This is a genomic window from Chryseobacterium sp. CH25 (genome assembly GCF_004119455.1).
Taxonomy (GTDB): domain Bacteria; phylum Bacteroidota; class Bacteroidia; order Flavobacteriales; family Weeksellaceae; genus Chryseobacterium.
The window spans coordinates 90,464-107,997 of sequence record NZ_NRQT01000001.1; the positions used below are offsets into that span (position 1 = coordinate 90,464).

Below are 17,534 nucleotides of genomic sequence, written 5' to 3' on the forward strand. Positions count from 1 at the left end.
ATATGGCTACATTAAAAGGAGGTGAATTCCTGATCAAGGAAATTCCTGCAAACGAAATTTTCAGTGTTGAAGAACTGAATGAAGAACAAAAAATGCTTCGTGATTCGGCGAAGGAATTTATAGATAGAGAGGTTGTCCCTCAAAGAGAACGTTTCGAAAAGAAAGATTATGCATTCACTGAAGAAACGATGCGTAAACTTGGTGATATGGGAATGTTAGGTATTGCAGTTCCTGAAGAGTACGGAGGTCTTGGAATGGGCTTTGTAACGACGATGTTAGCTTGCGACTACCTTTCCGGAACTACAGGTTCATTGGCTACAGCTTATGGAGCACACACAGGAATCGGAACTTTGCCAATCGTTCTTTACGGAACTGAAGAGCAAAAGAAAAAATATCTTCCAGACTTAGCTACTGGAACAAAATTCGGAGCTTACTGCTTAACTGAACCGGATGCTGGTTCTGATGCCAACTCTGGAAAAACAAGAGCTAAGCTTTCTGAGGATGGAAAACACTATATCATCAATGGTCAGAAAATGTGGATCTCTAATGCAGGATTTGCAGACACATTCACTTTATTCGCTAAAATTGATGATGATAAAACATCACAGGTTTCGTCATCAACAGATCTGAGTTGGAGAATCCTGAAAGCTTAACTTTCGGTGAAGAAGAACACAAATTAGGTATTCGTGCCTCTTCTACCCGTCAGGTTTTCTTCAATGATATGAAAGTTCCTGTAGAGAATCTTTTAGGAGAAAGAAACAATGGTTTCAAAATCGCTTTAAATGCACTGAACGTAGGTCGTATTAAATTAGCAGCTGCTTGTTTAGATGCACAAAGAAGAATCTTAAACCACTCTATCCAGTATTCTAACGAAAGAAAACAGTTTGGAGTTTCTATCTCTACTTTCGGAGCCATCAGAAAGAAACTTGCTGAAATGGCAACAGGTGTTTTTGTAAGTGAGGCTGGTTCTTACAGAGCTGCGAAAAACGTTCAGGATAAAATTGACGAATTGGTAGCAGGTGGAATGGATCATCAGGCTGCAGAGCTTAAAGGTGTTGAAGAATTCGCTGTAGAATGTTCTATCCTTAAAGTATTTGTTTCTGATCTTGCTCAGCACACTGCAGATGAAGGAATCCAGGTATACGGAGGTATGGGATTCTCTGAAGATACTCCAATGGAAGCTGCATGGAGAGATTCAAGAATTTCAAGAATCTATGAAGGAACAAACGAAATCAACAGATTATTAGCGGTGGGAATGCTTATTAAAAGAGCAATGAAAGGTGAATTAGACCTTTTATCTCCTGCAATGGCAATCAGCAAAGAATTGATGGGTATTCCTTCATTTGAAGTTCCTGATTATTCAGCATTCATGAGCGAAGAGAAAGCAATTATCGCAAACCTTAAGAAAGTATTCCTTATGGTTTCCGGAGCTGCTCTTCAGAAATATATGATGGATATTGAAAAGCAACAACACTTATTATTGAATGCTTCTGAAATCCTTAACCAAATCTACATGGCAGAATCTGCAGTATTAAGAGCTGAGAAACATTTCTCTCCTGATTCTGTAGAAGCAGCAATGGCTCAATTAAACCTTTACAAAGCTGTTGAGAAAATCATCGTAGCAGCTAAAGAAGGAATTATTTCTTTCGCTGAAGGAGATGAGCAGAGAATGATGCTTTCAGGATTAAGAAGATTCACTAAGTATACTAATCATCCGAATGTAGTGGCATTAACTGAAAAAGTAGCGGCTCACTATATTGAAAAAGGAACTTATTAGTCTTAATAACATAAATTTGATTTCAAAACGTCCCATTTTGGGGCGTTTTTTTATTGTTCTTACAGAAGTCTCAAAGAATTTCAGATTTCAATATTTTTTCCTAACTTTATTTTAGCTAAAACCATGTAACTCAAAATAAAACATATGGGAAAATTTATTATTTCTAAAAGAGCCAATGGCGAATTTCAATTTAACCTTAAAGCTGTAAACGGACAGATCATTTTAACAAGTCAGGGATACAGTACAAAACCATCCTGCGAAAATGGAATCAGTTCTGTAAAAACTAATGCACAGGAAGATGCCAAATTTGAAAGAAATACCGCCAGAGATGGAAGATGTTATTTTAACCTTAAAGCCGGAAACGGGCAGATTATCGGAACCAGCCAGATGTATGAATCAGATAATGGTATGGAAAACGGAATAGAATCTGTTAAAAACAATGCTCCCAATGCCTCAGTAGAGGAAGAAACAAACTTGTAAAACAATATTAAATAATCTCAATAAAAATGTCTTATTTTTTAAGGCATTTTTTATTTTTGTACTCTATTTTCATAGAAAAAATGACAAAAGAAGAATTACTACATAGAGCTATAAAAATTGCCGATAAGGCACATAAAGGGCAAACTGATAAATACCACGCTCCTTACATTGCACACGTAATGCGCGTAATGGAATACGGTAAAACGATGGATGAGAAAATTGTGGGTGTTCTGCATGACGTGGTGGAAGACCATCCGATAGAATTCAGTCTGGATTATTTAAGAACTGAGGGCTTTCCGGAATACATCATTTTTGCCATCAGCTGCCTTACTAAATTTGATCCTGAAGAAGATTACGATGAATTTGTCAAGAGAACAGAAAGATCTCCTCTGGCTGTTGCCGTAAAGCTTAATGACCTTCGTGATAATATGGACCTTAGAAGAGTAAACCGTGAGCTTACTCCTAAGGACATTAAAAGGTTCAATAAATATCTTAAAGCCTATCGTTATCTGATAGAGAAATATTAATCTGCACCAGGGAAATCATACGTTTTAACCTCATGATTTGTACCATCAATATTGATGTTTAAGGCCAGATAAATGAAATGTAAGTTTTTATTTCCTTTTGCTTCAAATTCACGCTGCCAAAGGTATCCGCTTACAATTCCGAAATAATCATCGATCTGATAGCCGAAACCGCCATAGACTCTGTTTCTGGCAAAAGTAGGCTTCATCGGGGTTACCAGGAATAGCTCATCATAAGCATTGGCAAAAATAGTCCCCTTTTTGATTGTTTTAGCGTTTAAAGGAACACTTACATTCAGACGGTAACGGTAACGCATTCTTTGAGAAGTCTTATCAATTTGTGGTTCATAAAACCAGCTTTTCTCCACACGGAAACGGTTTTCAAACTTCACGATGCCTTTTTTAACATCAATGACATCCTGAAGCCAAACCCTGAATTCTTCTCTGCTTAATTTTTTATCCTTATAGTTGACGTATCTTCCAAGCCCCACAAATGGTTTGTGATTCTTGGTAAGATTATACCCTAATCCCCCTTTTATTTCATAATAATCAGGGTAGGTATAATCTTCGTTACCTCTCAATTGCCCTTCTCCATAAATGAAGAATTTAGGATGAAACTTATAGGTTAGAGTCACTGCGTTGAAGCTGGAAACATGTTCCTGTGCTTTGAAAAAAGATAGACTAAGAAGTAGACCTAAACCTAAAAACCGTTTCATAAAAAATTTTTGCAAATGTATATTTTTTAACAATTTGTTAATATTAACTTTCATTAATATTAAATTAACACTTACTTCATATTGATTGTATAAGAAAAACCAATATGGAACCACCTTTGCGGCATTTCAACTCCAAATGCTTCCGTGTATTTTGTATTGGTAATATTATTCACTAGAACATATACTGAATAGTCTTTTTTACTGAAGCTTAGTTTGTTATCTAACAGCTGATAACTTCCTAAATTCTGCCTTTCATTATATCTGTAAACTAATTCATTTGTGAAACCTCTCAGGAACTTTACTTCCACCTTGCTAATGAACTGATGTCTCAGATTATCCATAATATATTTTGAAACAAACTCATTGGATTTCTGAAACTTACCATCAATATAGGTATACCCTGCCATCATTTTCAGCCAGTTGTTCATTTTGTAATTAATCTCAGTTTCTATTCCTTTGATTTTGATGTTCCCAACATTTTCAGCAATCCAAGTTTTATCATTAATATCCTTTTTTATCCAGTCAATAGAATTTTTTGAGTCTCTTAAAAACCCACTGATTTTAGCTAAAATCTTTTGATTCTGATATTGATATCCTATCTCAGATGAAACTCCATTTTCAGGTAACAGATTTGGGTTACCACGCTCCTGCGGGCTTACATAATAAAGATCAGTAAAGGTCGGAATACGGTGTACTTTGGCAATATTTCCGTACACTTTATTATTCGGATTGAAATTATACCCCACATCTAATCCTGGATAGAAGAAATTACCTTCTTTAGAATAGTTTGCCCATGAAATTCCTGGGCTGATGTTTAATTTTTTATCTAATAGTGAAAAATGGTGTTCAAAGAAAACCTGAGAAACAAAACGGTTCGGATTACCCAAATTGCTGCTTACAAGAAATTCCTTTCTCAGTTCCACACCCACTCCGGTAGTTCCCAATCCCCACTGGTAACTTGAATTAATCTCTCCACCTACATTATTCCCGATATGCATATTCCTGTAAATGGAAGGTTTCTGCCTGTTATAAAGATACATATCCTGCCCTCTTCTCCAATATACATTAGAATTAAGCTTTAATTTCCCAAACGTCTGCTGATGCGCCACACTTACAATGGAAGCCTGCATTTCTTCATACTGATCTATAGCACTTTTAGATGCATAAAATCCATTAGCCCCAAATTTCTTTTCAGAAAAACCAGCCTGAAGCCTCACATCTCCATTCTTAATATTCAGTTTTCCCTGGTAGAATACGTTTCTGATTTCATAATCCGTATTATACATATATCCTTCTGATCCTGAAGCATTAGCCTGAAGAGTATTGGCAAATTTCTCATTTCCCATCTGGGCATTGAACCCTAAACTATAAGAGCTGTAGTCACCACCTTCTGCACTTATTTTAACTTTTTTTCCTACTCCAGGTTTGGTAATCACATTAATGACTCCGGCATAAGCATTCTGTCCAAAACGTCTGGCAGCAGGTCCTTTTATGATCTCAATCTTTTCAACATCTTCAAGATCTACAGGAAGATTCATAGAATTGTGTCCCGTTTGAGAATCGTTGATTCTTACTCCGTTTAATAATAGCAGAACCTGTTCAAATGAACTTCCACGGAAGCTTATATCACTCTGAACTCCATTAGATCCTCTCCTTCTGATATCCATACCCGGAACCTGCTGAAGGATTTCATCAATACTTTTGGATGGAGCATTGGCAATATCTTCTTTGGTAATAACAGTAATATTCTGGTTAGCACTTTTGTATGGTGTAGAGATAAATTTCCCCTGAAATTCAATGTTTTCAATATCTGTAGTCTTTTCCTGTGCGTTTACCAAAAGTAAAGATCCCAGAAAAAAAACACTTCCTATCTTTTTGATCATAATCGTTTCCGTAGTTTCTTTTAACAAGGTTCAAAAGTAAGGGAGTTCATGAAGACAGGCAAATGATACTTGTCATAAAAAAAGACGCGGCGTAGATGCTGCGTCTGTGTCTTTTGAGGGAGTATTCTATCTTTTTCTCATTAAATGTGTAACTAGATCTCTGAATAATTTTCTCATTTCTATATTACATATTTATGAATACAATTTTAAATAATTTTAAAATATAAAACAATACCCAAATAAAAAAACCTGTTAAAAGATCAAAAACTGTTTAAAATTCAATAATAACAACTTATGAAAAGATAATAATTCCACAAAACAGATCTAAAATACCATTTTTATGAGCTCCAAATTGGGATATCATTCTTCTATTTTTTTTATTTTTTCATATAATTTTAGTCATAAGAGAAGCATATAATTTTCGCTAAAAATTCGTAATTTTGTGGGTCTTAATTTTACGGCAAAAACATTCTTTTTCAACTGCATTTTGAACAACATCCTGCAACTATGTTGTCTATTTCAGCTGAATCTGGAAATAATTTGAATGTTCAATTGATGACACCCCGGAATAATCCGGAAAACACCATTAACCGGCAGTTTACAAGGCTGTACAGTTGATTTTATGAATAAACAAAATATGGCTGATATTACAGAAATAGATATAAAAAAACAGATTTTCGTTAAGAATGCCCATCTTAACAATCTGAAACATATAGATGTCCTGATCCCGAAAAACAAACTGATTGTTATTACAGGAGTATCAGGAAGCGGTAAGTCATCTCTTGCCTTCGATACCATTTACGCAGAAGGACAGAGAAGATATGTTGAGAGCTTAAGTTCTTATGCCCGCCAGTTTTTAGGAAAATTAGAAAAGCCTAAGGTGGATGACATTAAAGGACTTGCACCGTCCATCGCAATCCAGCAAAAAGTCATTTCATCCAATCCACGTTCTACAGTAGGAACATCTACAGAGATCTATGATTATATGAAGCTTTTGTTTGCAAGAATTGGAAAAACATTTTCTCCGGTTTCAGGAGAAGAAGTGAAAAAAGATTCCGTTTCTGACGTAGTTGATTTCATTAAGGCTTCTAAAAAAGACACTTCCTTTTTATTAACGGCTCCATTGGAATATGATGCTGATAATTTTAAGGAAACCCTGAATATTTTAAAACTGGCTGGTTTCACAAGACTTGAGATCAACGGAAATCTAGCAGGAATTGAAGATCTGGAAAGCTTCGGATTTGCTCCGGAAAAAGGAATGAAGATCAATCTTGTGATTGACCGTTTTTCTTATGAAGAAGATGAAAGCTTTTTACAGCGACTGGCTGATTCTATTCAAATGGCATTTTATGAAGGCCGTGGCTATTGTTCTTTAAAAAATACAGACACCGAAAAGGTAAAAGAATTTTCCAATAAATTTGAATTGGATGGAATGGAATTTCTTGAGCAGAATGTTCATTTCTTCAGCTTCAATAACCCGTACGGAGCCTGTCCGGCTTGTGAAGGCTATGGAAAAGTAATCGGAATTGATGAAGACCTGGTAGTTCCTAACAAAACATTATCCATCTATGAAGACGCTGTAGTCTGCTGGAAAGGAGAAACGATGAGTGAGTGGAAAAAAGACTTCATTAAAAAAGCGGGAGACTTCCCTATTCATAAACCTTATCATCAATTAACCAAAGAACAGAAAAATTTCCTTTGGAAAGGTGATGGTAAAAGCAATTTCCCATGCATCAACAATTTCTTCAAAATGCTTGAAGAAAACCTTTATAAAATCCAGTACAGAGTTATGCTTTCCCGATACAGAGGAAAAACGCTCTGCCCTACCTGTGAAGGACTGAGATTACGTGAAGAAACAAGCTGGGTAAAAGTTGACGGACATAATATCCAGTCAATGATTGAGCTTCCATTGGATGAACTTGCTCCAATGATCAACAGTTTAAAATTATCCGACCACGACAAAGAAGTTGCGAAGAGATTATTATACGAAATTACTACCCGACTTGAATTCTTATTGAAAGTTGGATTAGGATATTTAACACTCAACAGGACATCAAATACTCTTTCCGGAGGAGAAAGTCAGAGAATTAACCTGGCAACAAGCTTAGGAAGTTCTTTGGTAGGTTCTATTTATATATTGGATGAACCTTCTATCGGGTTGCACTCCAAGGATACTGAAAACCTTATTGAAGTCTTAAAAAACCTTCGTGATTTAGGAAATACCGTAATTGTAGTAGAACACGATGAAGATGTGATGCATGCTGCCGATTATATTATTGATATTGGCCCGGAAGCTGGTTATCTTGGTGGAGAACTTGTTTTTGCAGGAGATTATAAAGATCTGAAAAAAGCCAATACACTTACTTCAGAATATCTTACAGGAAGACTGGAAATAGAAGTTCCGACGAAACGAAGAAAAGCAAAAGAATGGATTCATATTAAAGGGGCCCGCCAAAATAACCTTAAAAATATTGATGTAGACGTTCCTTTGGAGAGTTTAACCGTTATTTCAGGAGTTTCAGGAAGTGGAAAATCTACTTTGATGAAGGAAATTCTCACCAATGACATTCAGATTCAATTAGGAATGGGTGGTAAAAAAGGAGATTATGATTCTGTAGAATTCCCGAAAAAGCTCATTAAAAATATTGAACTGATTGATCAGAATCCTATTGGAAAATCCTCTCGTTCAAACCCTGTAACCTATCTGAAAGCTTATGATGATATCCGTGATCTTTTTGCCAAACAGAAAGTAGCCAAAATGATGGGGTATAAACCTAAACATTTCTCTTTCAACGTAGACGGCGGAAGATGTGATGAATGTAAAGGTGAAGGAGTCATCAGTGTTTCCATGCAGTTTATGGCTGATATCGAGCTTGAATGTGAAGTTTGTAAAGGTACCCGTTTCAAAAGTGAAGTCCTTGAAGTGAAGTTTGATGAGAAAAGTATCTCTGATATTCTTCACATGACTGTGGATGAAGCTCTGGAATTCTTCAAAGATAACAACGAAGAAAAAATTGTGACCAAACTGAGACCTTTACAGGAAGTAGGATTAGGTTATTTACAACTGGGACAAAGCTCTTCTACTCTTTCCGGTGGTGAGGCTCAGCGTGTGAAACTGGCTTCATTCCTAGTGAAAGGAGTCACTACAGACAAAACATTATTTATTTTCGATGAACCTTCTACAGGTCTTCATTTCCATGATATTCAAAAGCTGTTGAAATCATTGCAGGCATTAATTGATCTTGGTCATTCTGTTATTGTTATTGAACACCAGCCGGATATTATCAAATGTGCTGATTACATCATTGATATTGGCCCGGAAGCAGGAAAACATGGTGGTGAGGTTGTTTTTGCCGGAACTCCGGAAGACCTGACTAAAAACAAAAAATCTTATACCGCAAAATACATCAAGGAAAAACTTGAAAAATAAATAAAAACAGAGAGCCATTGAGCTCTCTATTTTATTTTTATAGATAGAGCTGTTTTTTTACTACCCTTTTGTTTTTTAAGTTTACATTTATAAAAGTTTTTCCAAAGCAAGAGCTTTATATCAGGAAAATTCAGATTTTTGTAATCAATCCATTTTCTATGACATTCAAAAAAGCAACATATTTACTTCCAGTTCTCGTGATTCTTATTCATTGTTCTGTAAAGAAAAACATGAACTCACATCATGAATATGAAGTAAAAAGAGATACATTAACTCTCTTCGACCAAAACAGAAACCGTAAAATTCCTGTTGCTTACTATCTGCCAAAAACAAATAAGAAAATGACCAATCAGCAGGTCGTTATTTTTAATCATGGGTATGGATTTAATAAAGGAGGTGATTACTTTGTTTATTCTTATTTAACGGAGAAATTAGCCTCAAAAGGATATTTCACAGTCAGTATTCAACATGAACAGACTACTGATGCTCCTCTACCTGTAGAAGGAAATCTGCAGTTAGTAAGAAGACCTTTCTGGCAAAGCGGTTCCGACAATATATTATATGTATTGAATGAGCTTAAAAAAACGAATCCGGAGCTGGATTATAAACACCTTACCCTAATTGGACATTCCAATGGTGGAGATATGGTGGCTTTATTTGGAAATCAGCATCCTAATCTGGTGCATAAAATAATTACCATGGATAATCGCAGAATGTTTCTTCCAAGAACTGCCGTTCCTAAAATATATTCTTTACGATCCAATGATTATCCGGCTGATGAAGGGGTGCTGCCTACCGAAGAAGAACAGAAAAAGTACCACATGACGATTCAATCCACAACAATCAACCACAGTCATATGGATAATAAAGGTAGTGATGAAGAAAAAAAAATATTGAATGATTTTATTCTGAAATACCTTGAAGAACGCCAGTATTAAAGGTTTCTTTACCTTTTTAAGAGATAAATTGTTGAGAAACTCCATACTTATCCACAACAAATTGTGGATAACTTGTGAATTTTAACATTAAATTCATATTTCGTATTAAAAATATCACTACATTTACTATGTAATAAACATCGAAGTGGAAACTTTATTTGCTTTTCTTACTACTCTTGAAATTGCAATTAAATTTGAAATAAAAATTTAAGCACAGCATTGTCGGCTGTGCTTTTTTATTGTTGTCTAATTAAAAAAATGAGATGTCTTATCTACTGAATCTGCCTCTAAAGGGCAGATTCTTTTATTTTCAAAGGGATCTGTCTCCTTATAACAACTGCTTTATTCAAAATAATAATCCAGAAATATGTACAGACATCTGTGAAAACTCAAGCGGTCTATGGTTAAACAAAGCCTTATAGTTTTAAATGTTTAAAAGAATAATTTGTAATTTTATTACTCTAAAAGCCACATAGTTCAATGGATAGAACAAAAGTTTCCTAAACTTTAGATCCGGGTTCGATTCCTGGTGTGGCTACCTCACAGGGATACTCCATATTTTTACGAGTATCCTTGTTAATCCCAATATATAACAATCTATTTATCAATGAAGTATACATAACAATAGCATTTACTCTATCAGTTCGATATTGCTTTCCGGTAAATTCAATTTTTTCGGGGTAAATCGAACTAATAATCTTTCGTTTCGTTTCTATATTACTTGCATTGTACAATGATGAAAGATTGCAAATAACCGATAATGATTTACTTAGCCGGTCATCAACCTTTCCTTCAGTTCGATTTGTATTTAAGCATATTTGAAGTTGATTCTCTAAATTTTCAATTTTTTGTTTACACTCATTTTTTATAATTAGATAATCATCATCATCAATTTTTTCTGTCAATAATTTTTCACGGGCCATAGTAATTTTGCTGTTACAGGCATCTATCTCCGTAATTATTTTTCTTTTTCGATCATCTGCTTTACCCTTATATTTTTTGTAAGCCATTAAAACGATGTTTTGTAGTGTCTTTTGTATAGACGGTAGAAATTCAAACTTTCTTAACTCCTCTATAAAAAGATCATTTGCATCTTCTGCACTATGACGGAATCCACACGGAGAACTACAATGGTAATAATAGTAAATTTTACTATAACCTTTTGAACCGCTAGCGGTTAAATTACTACCACATTTAGGGCATGTTAAAAATCCACGCAAGGGAAAAATCTCTGCGGAGGTTAATTTTATGTACTTTCTTGATTTCCGCTTGTTTCCTTCCAGAATCAATTGAACCTCATTGAACAATTCTTCGCTTATAAGTGGTGCATGTTGAGCCTTTACAAAATGAGCTTCTTCCTCTTTAAATTTTTGAATAAATATTTTTCCGCAATAAACAGGATTTCTTATGGCTACATGAAAAGCCTGGTTGCTCAGGGTTTTAACTCCTGTTTTTGCAATCCTTCGTCTTATTGTTTCAGGGGCCTCAACTTGTTTTATAATTTCACTAAAGATGTGTCGCATTGTTGACGCTTCCGGCTCTTTGGGTTCTATAAACTTTCGCTTGCCGTCGTCACTAATTTTATTTATATAGCCAAAAGGGGCACTACCCATCCAGCGACCCTCTTTCTTCGCTCTTCGCATACCATAAAAAGTATTTAATGCTCTTCTGTCATTTTCTACCTCTGGTGCTGCAAGATAGATTGCCAGCATCATTTTGTTTTCAGGTATAAAAAGGTCTAAAGGTTGTTCAACAGATTGAACTTCTACTCCTAACTTAGTAAGAAGGCTTATCATTTGATATGCATCACCTGCATTCCTGCTAAAACGATCCCATTTAGTAAATAATATGATATTTATTTTGGAACTTTTTTTCTTTAGATCTAATAAAAGTTCTTTCCACTGTGGTCGATTAAAATTTTTGGCTGAGTGATCTTCAAAAATAACCCTGTCAACTTTAAGACTGTTAGCTTCACAATATCTTTTTAAACGTTCTTCCTGGTCACGTTGAGAATATCCTTTATCGGCCTGTTCATCGGTCGAAACACGAATGTATAAAGCAACATTGTTCATGATAATTTTTTTAAATTAGTGTTTGAATAAAGATACAAAATATTGAATCACTGACAATCAATACAATAGATAATTGAATCAGAAATAAGCAAGCAAAACAAATTAATGGGAAAAGAAACTATGCGACTGGTAATATTTCTATATCAAAGTTTTCATCCATTGCCAAATTTGCAATAAAATATAGAAACTCTAAAATCTGAATGGCTTCTTCAACACTAATTTCAACACCATCAGTTTTGAGTTGTTCAATGAGTTCTTCAACAGGTATTTTTTTTATTTCTACACGCTCCATTTTCGCATTTATTTATCAGGCATTTAAACTTAAATGCGAAATCCACCCAACCTTTCAATTAGGCAGTTAGAATATATAATTGGCTGTTATTGTCTTGCTCATAAGGATTTGGTGGATGCTGATTTTATTTCCCTCCCTATGGACGAGCTGCATAAAAGGATGCCCTACCACTCTGCTCAGATTGCACAATTGAGAAGCGAAATATTCCTATTAAGCATAGAACTCCATCAACATGCGATTATGGCAAATGCCAAACATGTACGCAATAACCTCAATCTCTTTTTTGAAATGCTTTCCGGATACACAAGTGTTCAGGAAAATATCGTTAGTAATTTATGGAGTACTTTCTTTTTATGTGTACCCGTTGTATCCACTACCCTTGCTTCGGTCAGCCGTTTATTCCCGAATAAAGAAAAAGATCAAATCGGATGGTTATTGATTGATGAGGCAGGACAGGCCACTCCGTAATCTGCTGCAGGCATCATTTACCGATCTAAGCGATGTGTGATTGTTGGCGATCCTTTGCAAGTTAAACCGGTTGTAACGATTCCAAAAAATCTGGTCTATAAGCTCATGCAACAGGAAAAGGTAGATGGAATATGGTCGCCGGTACAAACTTCTGTACAGCAATTAGCCGATCGAATATCGCTAAACGGTACTTATATGCCACTTGCAAATTCTGACGAACAGATATGGACAGGCTTTCCTCTTCGTACCCATCGAAGATGCGATAATCCAATGTTTGACATTGCCAACAAAATAGCCTATGACGGGCAAATGGTAAAAGACACTAAAGATGACACCGACAACGACTTTATTGGAAATTCTACTTGGTTTCATGTAGAGGATACAACCCTGGTCAACAAGCACACTCTCAAAGATGAGATTGAATTGCTGAAAATAAAAATACAGGAATTAAGAGGTGAAGAATATCAGGACGAAATTTTTATTATTTCTCCTTTTGCTTTGGTCGCCAGCTTTTGTGAATGGGAATTTAAAAATGATCCGAAGGTTTCTTGTGGCACTATTCATAGATTTCAGGGCAAGGAAGCCGATATTGTATTCCTTGTTTTGGGTAGTGATCCAAAATCTCTGGGAGCCAGAAATTGGGCTTCTCAAAAACCAATATGCTCAATGTAGCGCTCACCCGTGCAAAAAAGCGAATCTATGTCATTGGCAATAAGAATTTATGGGGACAATGTGACTTCTATAAAGATATGTGTAATGTTTTATAAACTTAGCAAATAAGTTTTTGATAATTTAATAAAACCAACCACAAATGCTTATAGATTCTTGCTTTAATTAATAACAATTCTGCCTAATTACGGAAAACCATAATCTTGATAGCATGAGCTTTTGTATTTTAGTTTAAATACAACTGTGAACAATATAATGACAAAAAAGATTTCCATCCATGTTAAAATCATGGTAGAAAAAAATAAAATGAAAATAATCTAATAACTTGAAATATCATTATGAGAATATCTACAATAAAAATAAAGGGCTATAAATCTTTTGGGCCTGCAGAGGTAACAATTCCTCTACAAGATAAGCTGACTGGCTTTATTGGATTAAATAGTGCAGGCAAAACTTCTGCCTTGGAAGCATTAAGGAAGCTCTTCGGCTCAACACTGATGGAACGAGATATTTCGCAATCAGACTTTCATATTGGAAAGGGTGAAAAACCCGAAAACATTACAGAAAGAGAACTTTCTATCGAAGTAAGAATAGATTTTCCAACAGATGGAGATGATTCTGTCCCTCATCTCTTTTCAGAAATGGTAGTGGACGACGAAGGTGAAGACCCTTATTTGCGCATAAGGCTGGAGGCAAGCTGGAAAAAATCTGATATTAACATTCAAGGGGAAATAGAAATGAACACCTATTTTATCAAGGTTGCAGAAGGTGAACCGGAAGACATTGATGCCAAGAAAGTTTTCCCCAATCATCTTAGAAGCCTTATCCAAATATATTATGTTCCGGCCATCCGAAGACCGGGAGAACAGTTAAAATATGCCTCTGGAAGTATTCTGCACCGACTATTAAAAAAAATCAATTGGAAAGAAGAGTTTAAAGTAGAGTTTGATACAAAAATAAATGAGATTAATGAAGCGTTTAAAGGGCTTCCGGAGTTTAATACCATTCAAACTTCTATTACCTCCTTTTGGCAAAAGTTTCATAAAGATAAACGTTATAGTGAAACAACACTAAGTTTTGGAGGAAGCGATCTTGACGCTATTCTTAGAAAGTTAGAAATATCCTTCAGTCCAACCGCCCCTCACAGACCGTTTAGCATCGATGAATTAGGCGAAGGATATCGCTCACTTTTTTATTTAACATTGGTATGTTCTCTTTTAGATGTAGAAGAAAAAATGACCGAAGATGAAGAAACCATTGGTATAACAAGACCATTACTTACAGTATTAGCCATTGAAGAACCGGAAAACCATATTGCTCCGCAGTTGCTGGGGAGGGTGATCAAAATTCTTAAATCAATTTCAGGAAAAGAAAATTCACAAGTATTGCTTTCATCTCACACTCCAGCAATTATAAAGCGATTGGAACCCGAGCAAATTCTTCATTTCAGAGTTACAGAAAACTATGAAACAGAAGTCAATCAAATATTACTTCCGGCAAAGTCGGATGAGGCATACAAATATGTGAAAGAAGCTGTCCGCAATTATCCTGAAATTTATTTTGCAAGATTGGCCGTTATAGGTGAAGGTGATAGCGAAGAAGTTATATTCAACAGATTGATGGATGTAATGGATGTAGACTTTGATGATAATATCATCACTTTTGCACCATTAGGGCACAGGTTTGTACATCATATTTGGAGATTATTGGGTGCCCTGCATATCCCATATATCACGCTTCTTGATTTGGATATAGAAAGAGGCGGTGGTGGCTGGGGAAGAATTAAATACGCTTTAGAACAACTTATTGAACTTGGAATAAACAAAAAAAAGCTATTGAAAACTTCTGATGGTATTCTAACTGACAACGAACTGGATGAAATGCATACGTGGGATCTAACTAACGAAGATTCTATTAAAAGCTTAAATAGCTGGGTAAACTTTTTGAAATCATATAAAATATTTTATGCCAGCCCTCTTGATTTGGACTTTCTAATGCTCACACATTATCCTGAATTTTACAAGGCGGCCATTCCAAAAAGAGGAGGTCCACAGATTCCGGATAAAGCAAAGAATCCGGCAGAATTTGAGAAAAAGGTAAACACGGCAGTTCATGCTACGCTTAAATCAGAAGATGCAACAGGCGAAACCTATTTGGATGAGGAAAAAGAATTAATGATTTGGTACAACTACCACTTCTTGGGAAGAGGAAAACCTATTACACATATCCAAGTACTGTCATCTATTAGTGATGAGGAGATTAAAGAAAACCTGCCTCAAGTATTTACTGAAATTTTTGAGCGTATCACTGTTATTTTAAAAACAGGCGAGGGAGATGAAAAGAATTAAACCGGAACTGTGGGTGCCCGCAGATGATATGCAACTTGAATCAAATGCTTTGGAGATTGCTAAAAGTTCTGCAAACCATTTGGTCGTTGCAGGCCCCGGAGCAGGGAAAACGGAATTATTGGCACAAAAGGCTTGCTACCTTTTGCAGACAAACACGTGCCCGTTTCCTTATAAAATTCTGGCTATAAGTTTTAAAAAAGATGCCGCATATAATTTAAAAGAACGAGTTCGTGAAAGGTGTGGAGGCGAGCTTTCAAAAAGATTTGATTCGATGACTTTTGATTCATTTGCCAAGCAACTATTGGATAGATTCAAGCAAGCATTGCCCGATGAATATAAATTTGGAAATGCATACGAAGTTGTACTTAGTGATCGAGCTATTCTGGAGTATTACCAATCTGAAGACGTTGACTATTTCAATAGTACGAACAAGGATCAAATATTTGCATTGCACAATGCACAACTACCACATTCCAAGAATACTGCAGCCGAAAACATTAGAAATAAAGTGTGGAGTAGAATGTTACAATCAACTCCATCCGCGCTGTCGTTTCCAATGATAATGAGATTGGCCGAACTGATCATTATTGCCAATCCTAAGATTAAACAATATTTGCAACAAACCTATAAGTATGTTTTCCTTGACGAATTTCAGGACACTACGGATTTACAATATGAACTGTTTAAAAGCTGTTTTTTGGATAGTGATAGTTTTTTTACTGCCGTTGGTGACGACAAACAACGAATTATGATGTGGGCGGGAGCAAGAGAAACGGTGTTTGATGATTTTATCCGGGATGCTAAAGCTACTCGTGTTCCTCTTACAATGAACTTTAGATGTGCTCCGCGATTGGTTCATTTATTAAATCATCTTACTAAAGATTTGCTTGGCAAAACCGACTTGGCCACTCCATCCTCCAAATGGCATCCGGATCAAGGAGATTGCTTTGTCTGGACATTTAAAAATCCAGATGTTGAGATGCAGGTACTTTTTCAGGAAGTTTCTGATTGGATTAAAGAAGGTGCTGTTACGCCAAGAGACATTTGCATCCTTGTAAAACAAAATTTGTCCTCCTATGCCGGCAAGCTTATTGAATACTTTAATGCTAATGGAATAAATGCCCGTGATGAAAGTAAGTTTCAGGATATTCTTACGCAAGAAGTTTGTGAGTATATCATTAACGCACTTTATACAATTTTTGATAAGAAGAATTTTGAAGCAAAAAAATATGTTTTCGATTTCATAAGTAATCTCCGCACTGAAATGGAAGATACCCAATTGCTAAAACTGGAATGGGAGCTGTTGTCGTTTGTAAAAGAAGTGCGAAAAAAATATGTTGGATTAGCATTAACTGAAGATAATATTAAAGAACTTGTCTCCGAAATCATGAAATTTGCTGATACAGACCGTATAATAGCCTATTTTCCAAACTATCGAAATTCCCAAGAGCTTATCAATTCCATAAACAAAGTCCAGGATGAACTGATTACGAATTATACTGTTTCAAAAGATATTATTTTGGCATTGGATACACTTGTTGGAAAGGATACGATACCGGTAATGACCATTCACAAAAGTAAGGGCTTAGAATACCATACGGTAATTTTTATTGGTCTTGAAGACGGAGCCTTTTGGAGTTTTCAGCGTCAACCTGATGAAGACAAATGCGCCTTTTTTGTTGCTCTTTCGCGCGCAAAAGAAAGGGTTGTATTTACGTTTAGTAACGAAAGAGAAGGTCGCTTTGGTACGCAAGTCCAATCTATTGAAAACATCAGAATCATTTTTGAAGAACTGCAAAAGTCAGGTATTGTAACGATGACTAAAAAAACGTTGTCTTAACATACAACAAAACCAAAATATTGTTTCTTACTATTTTATCTAAAAAACTTTAAAGGTATATTTAAAAAAGAGCGTTTATTTATTTTATAAACGCTCT

General features: G+C 35.5%; 12 protein-coding genes, 1 tRNA gene and 1 pseudogene. 10 read left to right on the forward strand and 4 right to left on the reverse strand.

The genetic code is table 11. The features are described 5' to 3' along the window. Positions 1-2 precede the first annotated feature (2 nt). From BOQ64_RS00420 to BOQ64_RS00430, 3 genes and pseudogenes are all read left to right on the forward strand, one after another. A pseudogene (locus BOQ64_RS00420) lies at positions 3-1,777 on the forward strand (acyl-CoA dehydrogenase family protein). Positions 1,778-1,921: 144 nt separating this feature from the next. Then, complete coding sequence (locus tag BOQ64_RS00425; RefSeq protein WP_129056995.1) at positions 1,922-2,257, forward strand: YegP family protein; 336 nt, start codon at positions 1,922-1,924, stop codon at positions 2,255-2,257. An 80-nt stretch (positions 2,258-2,337) separates the two neighbouring features. Next, entirely contained in the window at positions 2,338-2,784 is a 447-nt protein-coding gene (locus BOQ64_RS00430) for a phosphohydrolase (RefSeq protein WP_129056993.1), read from the forward strand. Here the strand turns inward: BOQ64_RS00430 and BOQ64_RS00435 are convergent. After that, entirely contained in the window at positions 2,781-3,497 is a 717-nt protein-coding gene (locus BOQ64_RS00435) for a DUF2490 domain-containing protein (protein WP_129056991.1), read from the reverse strand. The two genes, BOQ64_RS00430 and BOQ64_RS00435, sit on opposite strands and share 4 nt — an antisense overlap. A gap of 71 nt (positions 3,498-3,568) precedes the next feature. Next, positions 3,569-5,380, reverse strand: coding sequence for a TonB-dependent receptor plug domain-containing protein (locus tag BOQ64_RS00440; protein ID WP_129056989.1), 1,812 nt, complete (start codon positions 5,378-5,380; stop codon positions 3,569-3,571). 637 nt (positions 5,381-6,017) lie between these two features. Here BOQ64_RS00440 and uvrA point away from each other — a divergent pair. From uvrA to BOQ64_RS00455, 3 genes are all read left to right on the forward strand, one after another. After that, positions 6,018-8,810 carry an excinuclease ABC subunit UvrA gene (gene uvrA / locus BOQ64_RS00445; RefSeq protein ID WP_129056987.1) on the forward strand — a complete coding sequence of 931 codons (2,793 nt, stop codon included), beginning with the start codon at positions 6,018-6,020 and terminating at the stop codon, positions 8,808-8,810. Between the two features lie 230 nt (positions 8,811-9,040). Then, the gene (locus BOQ64_RS00450; protein WP_228448014.1) at positions 9,041-9,748 is read left to right on the forward strand and encodes an alpha/beta hydrolase; all 708 of its coding nucleotides are present in this window, start codon (positions 9,041-9,043) and stop codon (positions 9,746-9,748) included. A gap of 466 nt (positions 9,749-10,214) precedes the next feature. Next, positions 10,215-10,286: transfer RNA gene (locus BOQ64_RS00455), tRNA-Arg, on the forward strand. Here the strand turns inward: BOQ64_RS00455 and BOQ64_RS00460 are convergent. Next, complete coding sequence (locus BOQ64_RS00460; protein ID WP_129057104.1) at positions 10,249-11,820, reverse strand: recombinase family protein; 1,572 nt, start codon at positions 11,818-11,820, stop codon at positions 10,249-10,251. The genes BOQ64_RS00455 and BOQ64_RS00460 overlap by 38 nt on opposite strands. Before the next feature lie 118 nt (positions 11,821-11,938). Further along, positions 11,939-12,112, reverse strand: a complete 174-nt coding sequence (locus BOQ64_RS22950; RefSeq protein ID WP_164975718.1) for a hypothetical protein — start codon at positions 12,110-12,112, stop codon at positions 11,939-11,941. A gap of 138 nt (positions 12,113-12,250) precedes the next feature. Here BOQ64_RS22950 and BOQ64_RS00465 point away from each other — a divergent pair, with 138 nt between their 5' ends. The 4 genes from BOQ64_RS00465 to BOQ64_RS00480 all read left to right on the forward strand — a co-directional run bounded on the left by BOQ64_RS00465 (position 12,251) and on the right by BOQ64_RS00480 (position 17,437). Continuing rightward, the gene (locus BOQ64_RS00465; protein WP_129056981.1) at positions 12,251-12,580 is read left to right on the forward strand and encodes a hypothetical protein; all 330 of its coding nucleotides are present in this window, start codon (positions 12,251-12,253) and stop codon (positions 12,578-12,580) included. Between the two features lie 105 nt (positions 12,581-12,685). Continuing rightward, positions 12,686-13,252 carry a hypothetical protein gene (locus tag BOQ64_RS00470; RefSeq protein ID WP_129056979.1) on the forward strand — a complete coding sequence of 189 codons (567 nt, stop codon included), beginning with the start codon at positions 12,686-12,688 and terminating at the stop codon, positions 13,250-13,252. Positions 13,253-13,587: 335 nt separating this feature from the next. After that, complete coding sequence (locus BOQ64_RS00475; protein WP_129056978.1) at positions 13,588-15,597, forward strand: AAA family ATPase; 2,010 nt, start codon at positions 13,588-13,590, stop codon at positions 15,595-15,597. Continuing rightward, entirely contained in the window at positions 15,584-17,437 is a 1,854-nt protein-coding gene (locus BOQ64_RS00480) for a UvrD-helicase domain-containing protein (RefSeq protein ID WP_129056976.1), read from the forward strand. Before BOQ64_RS00475 ends, BOQ64_RS00480 begins: the two co-directional genes overlap by 14 nt. Positions 17,438-17,534 lie beyond the last annotated feature (97 nt).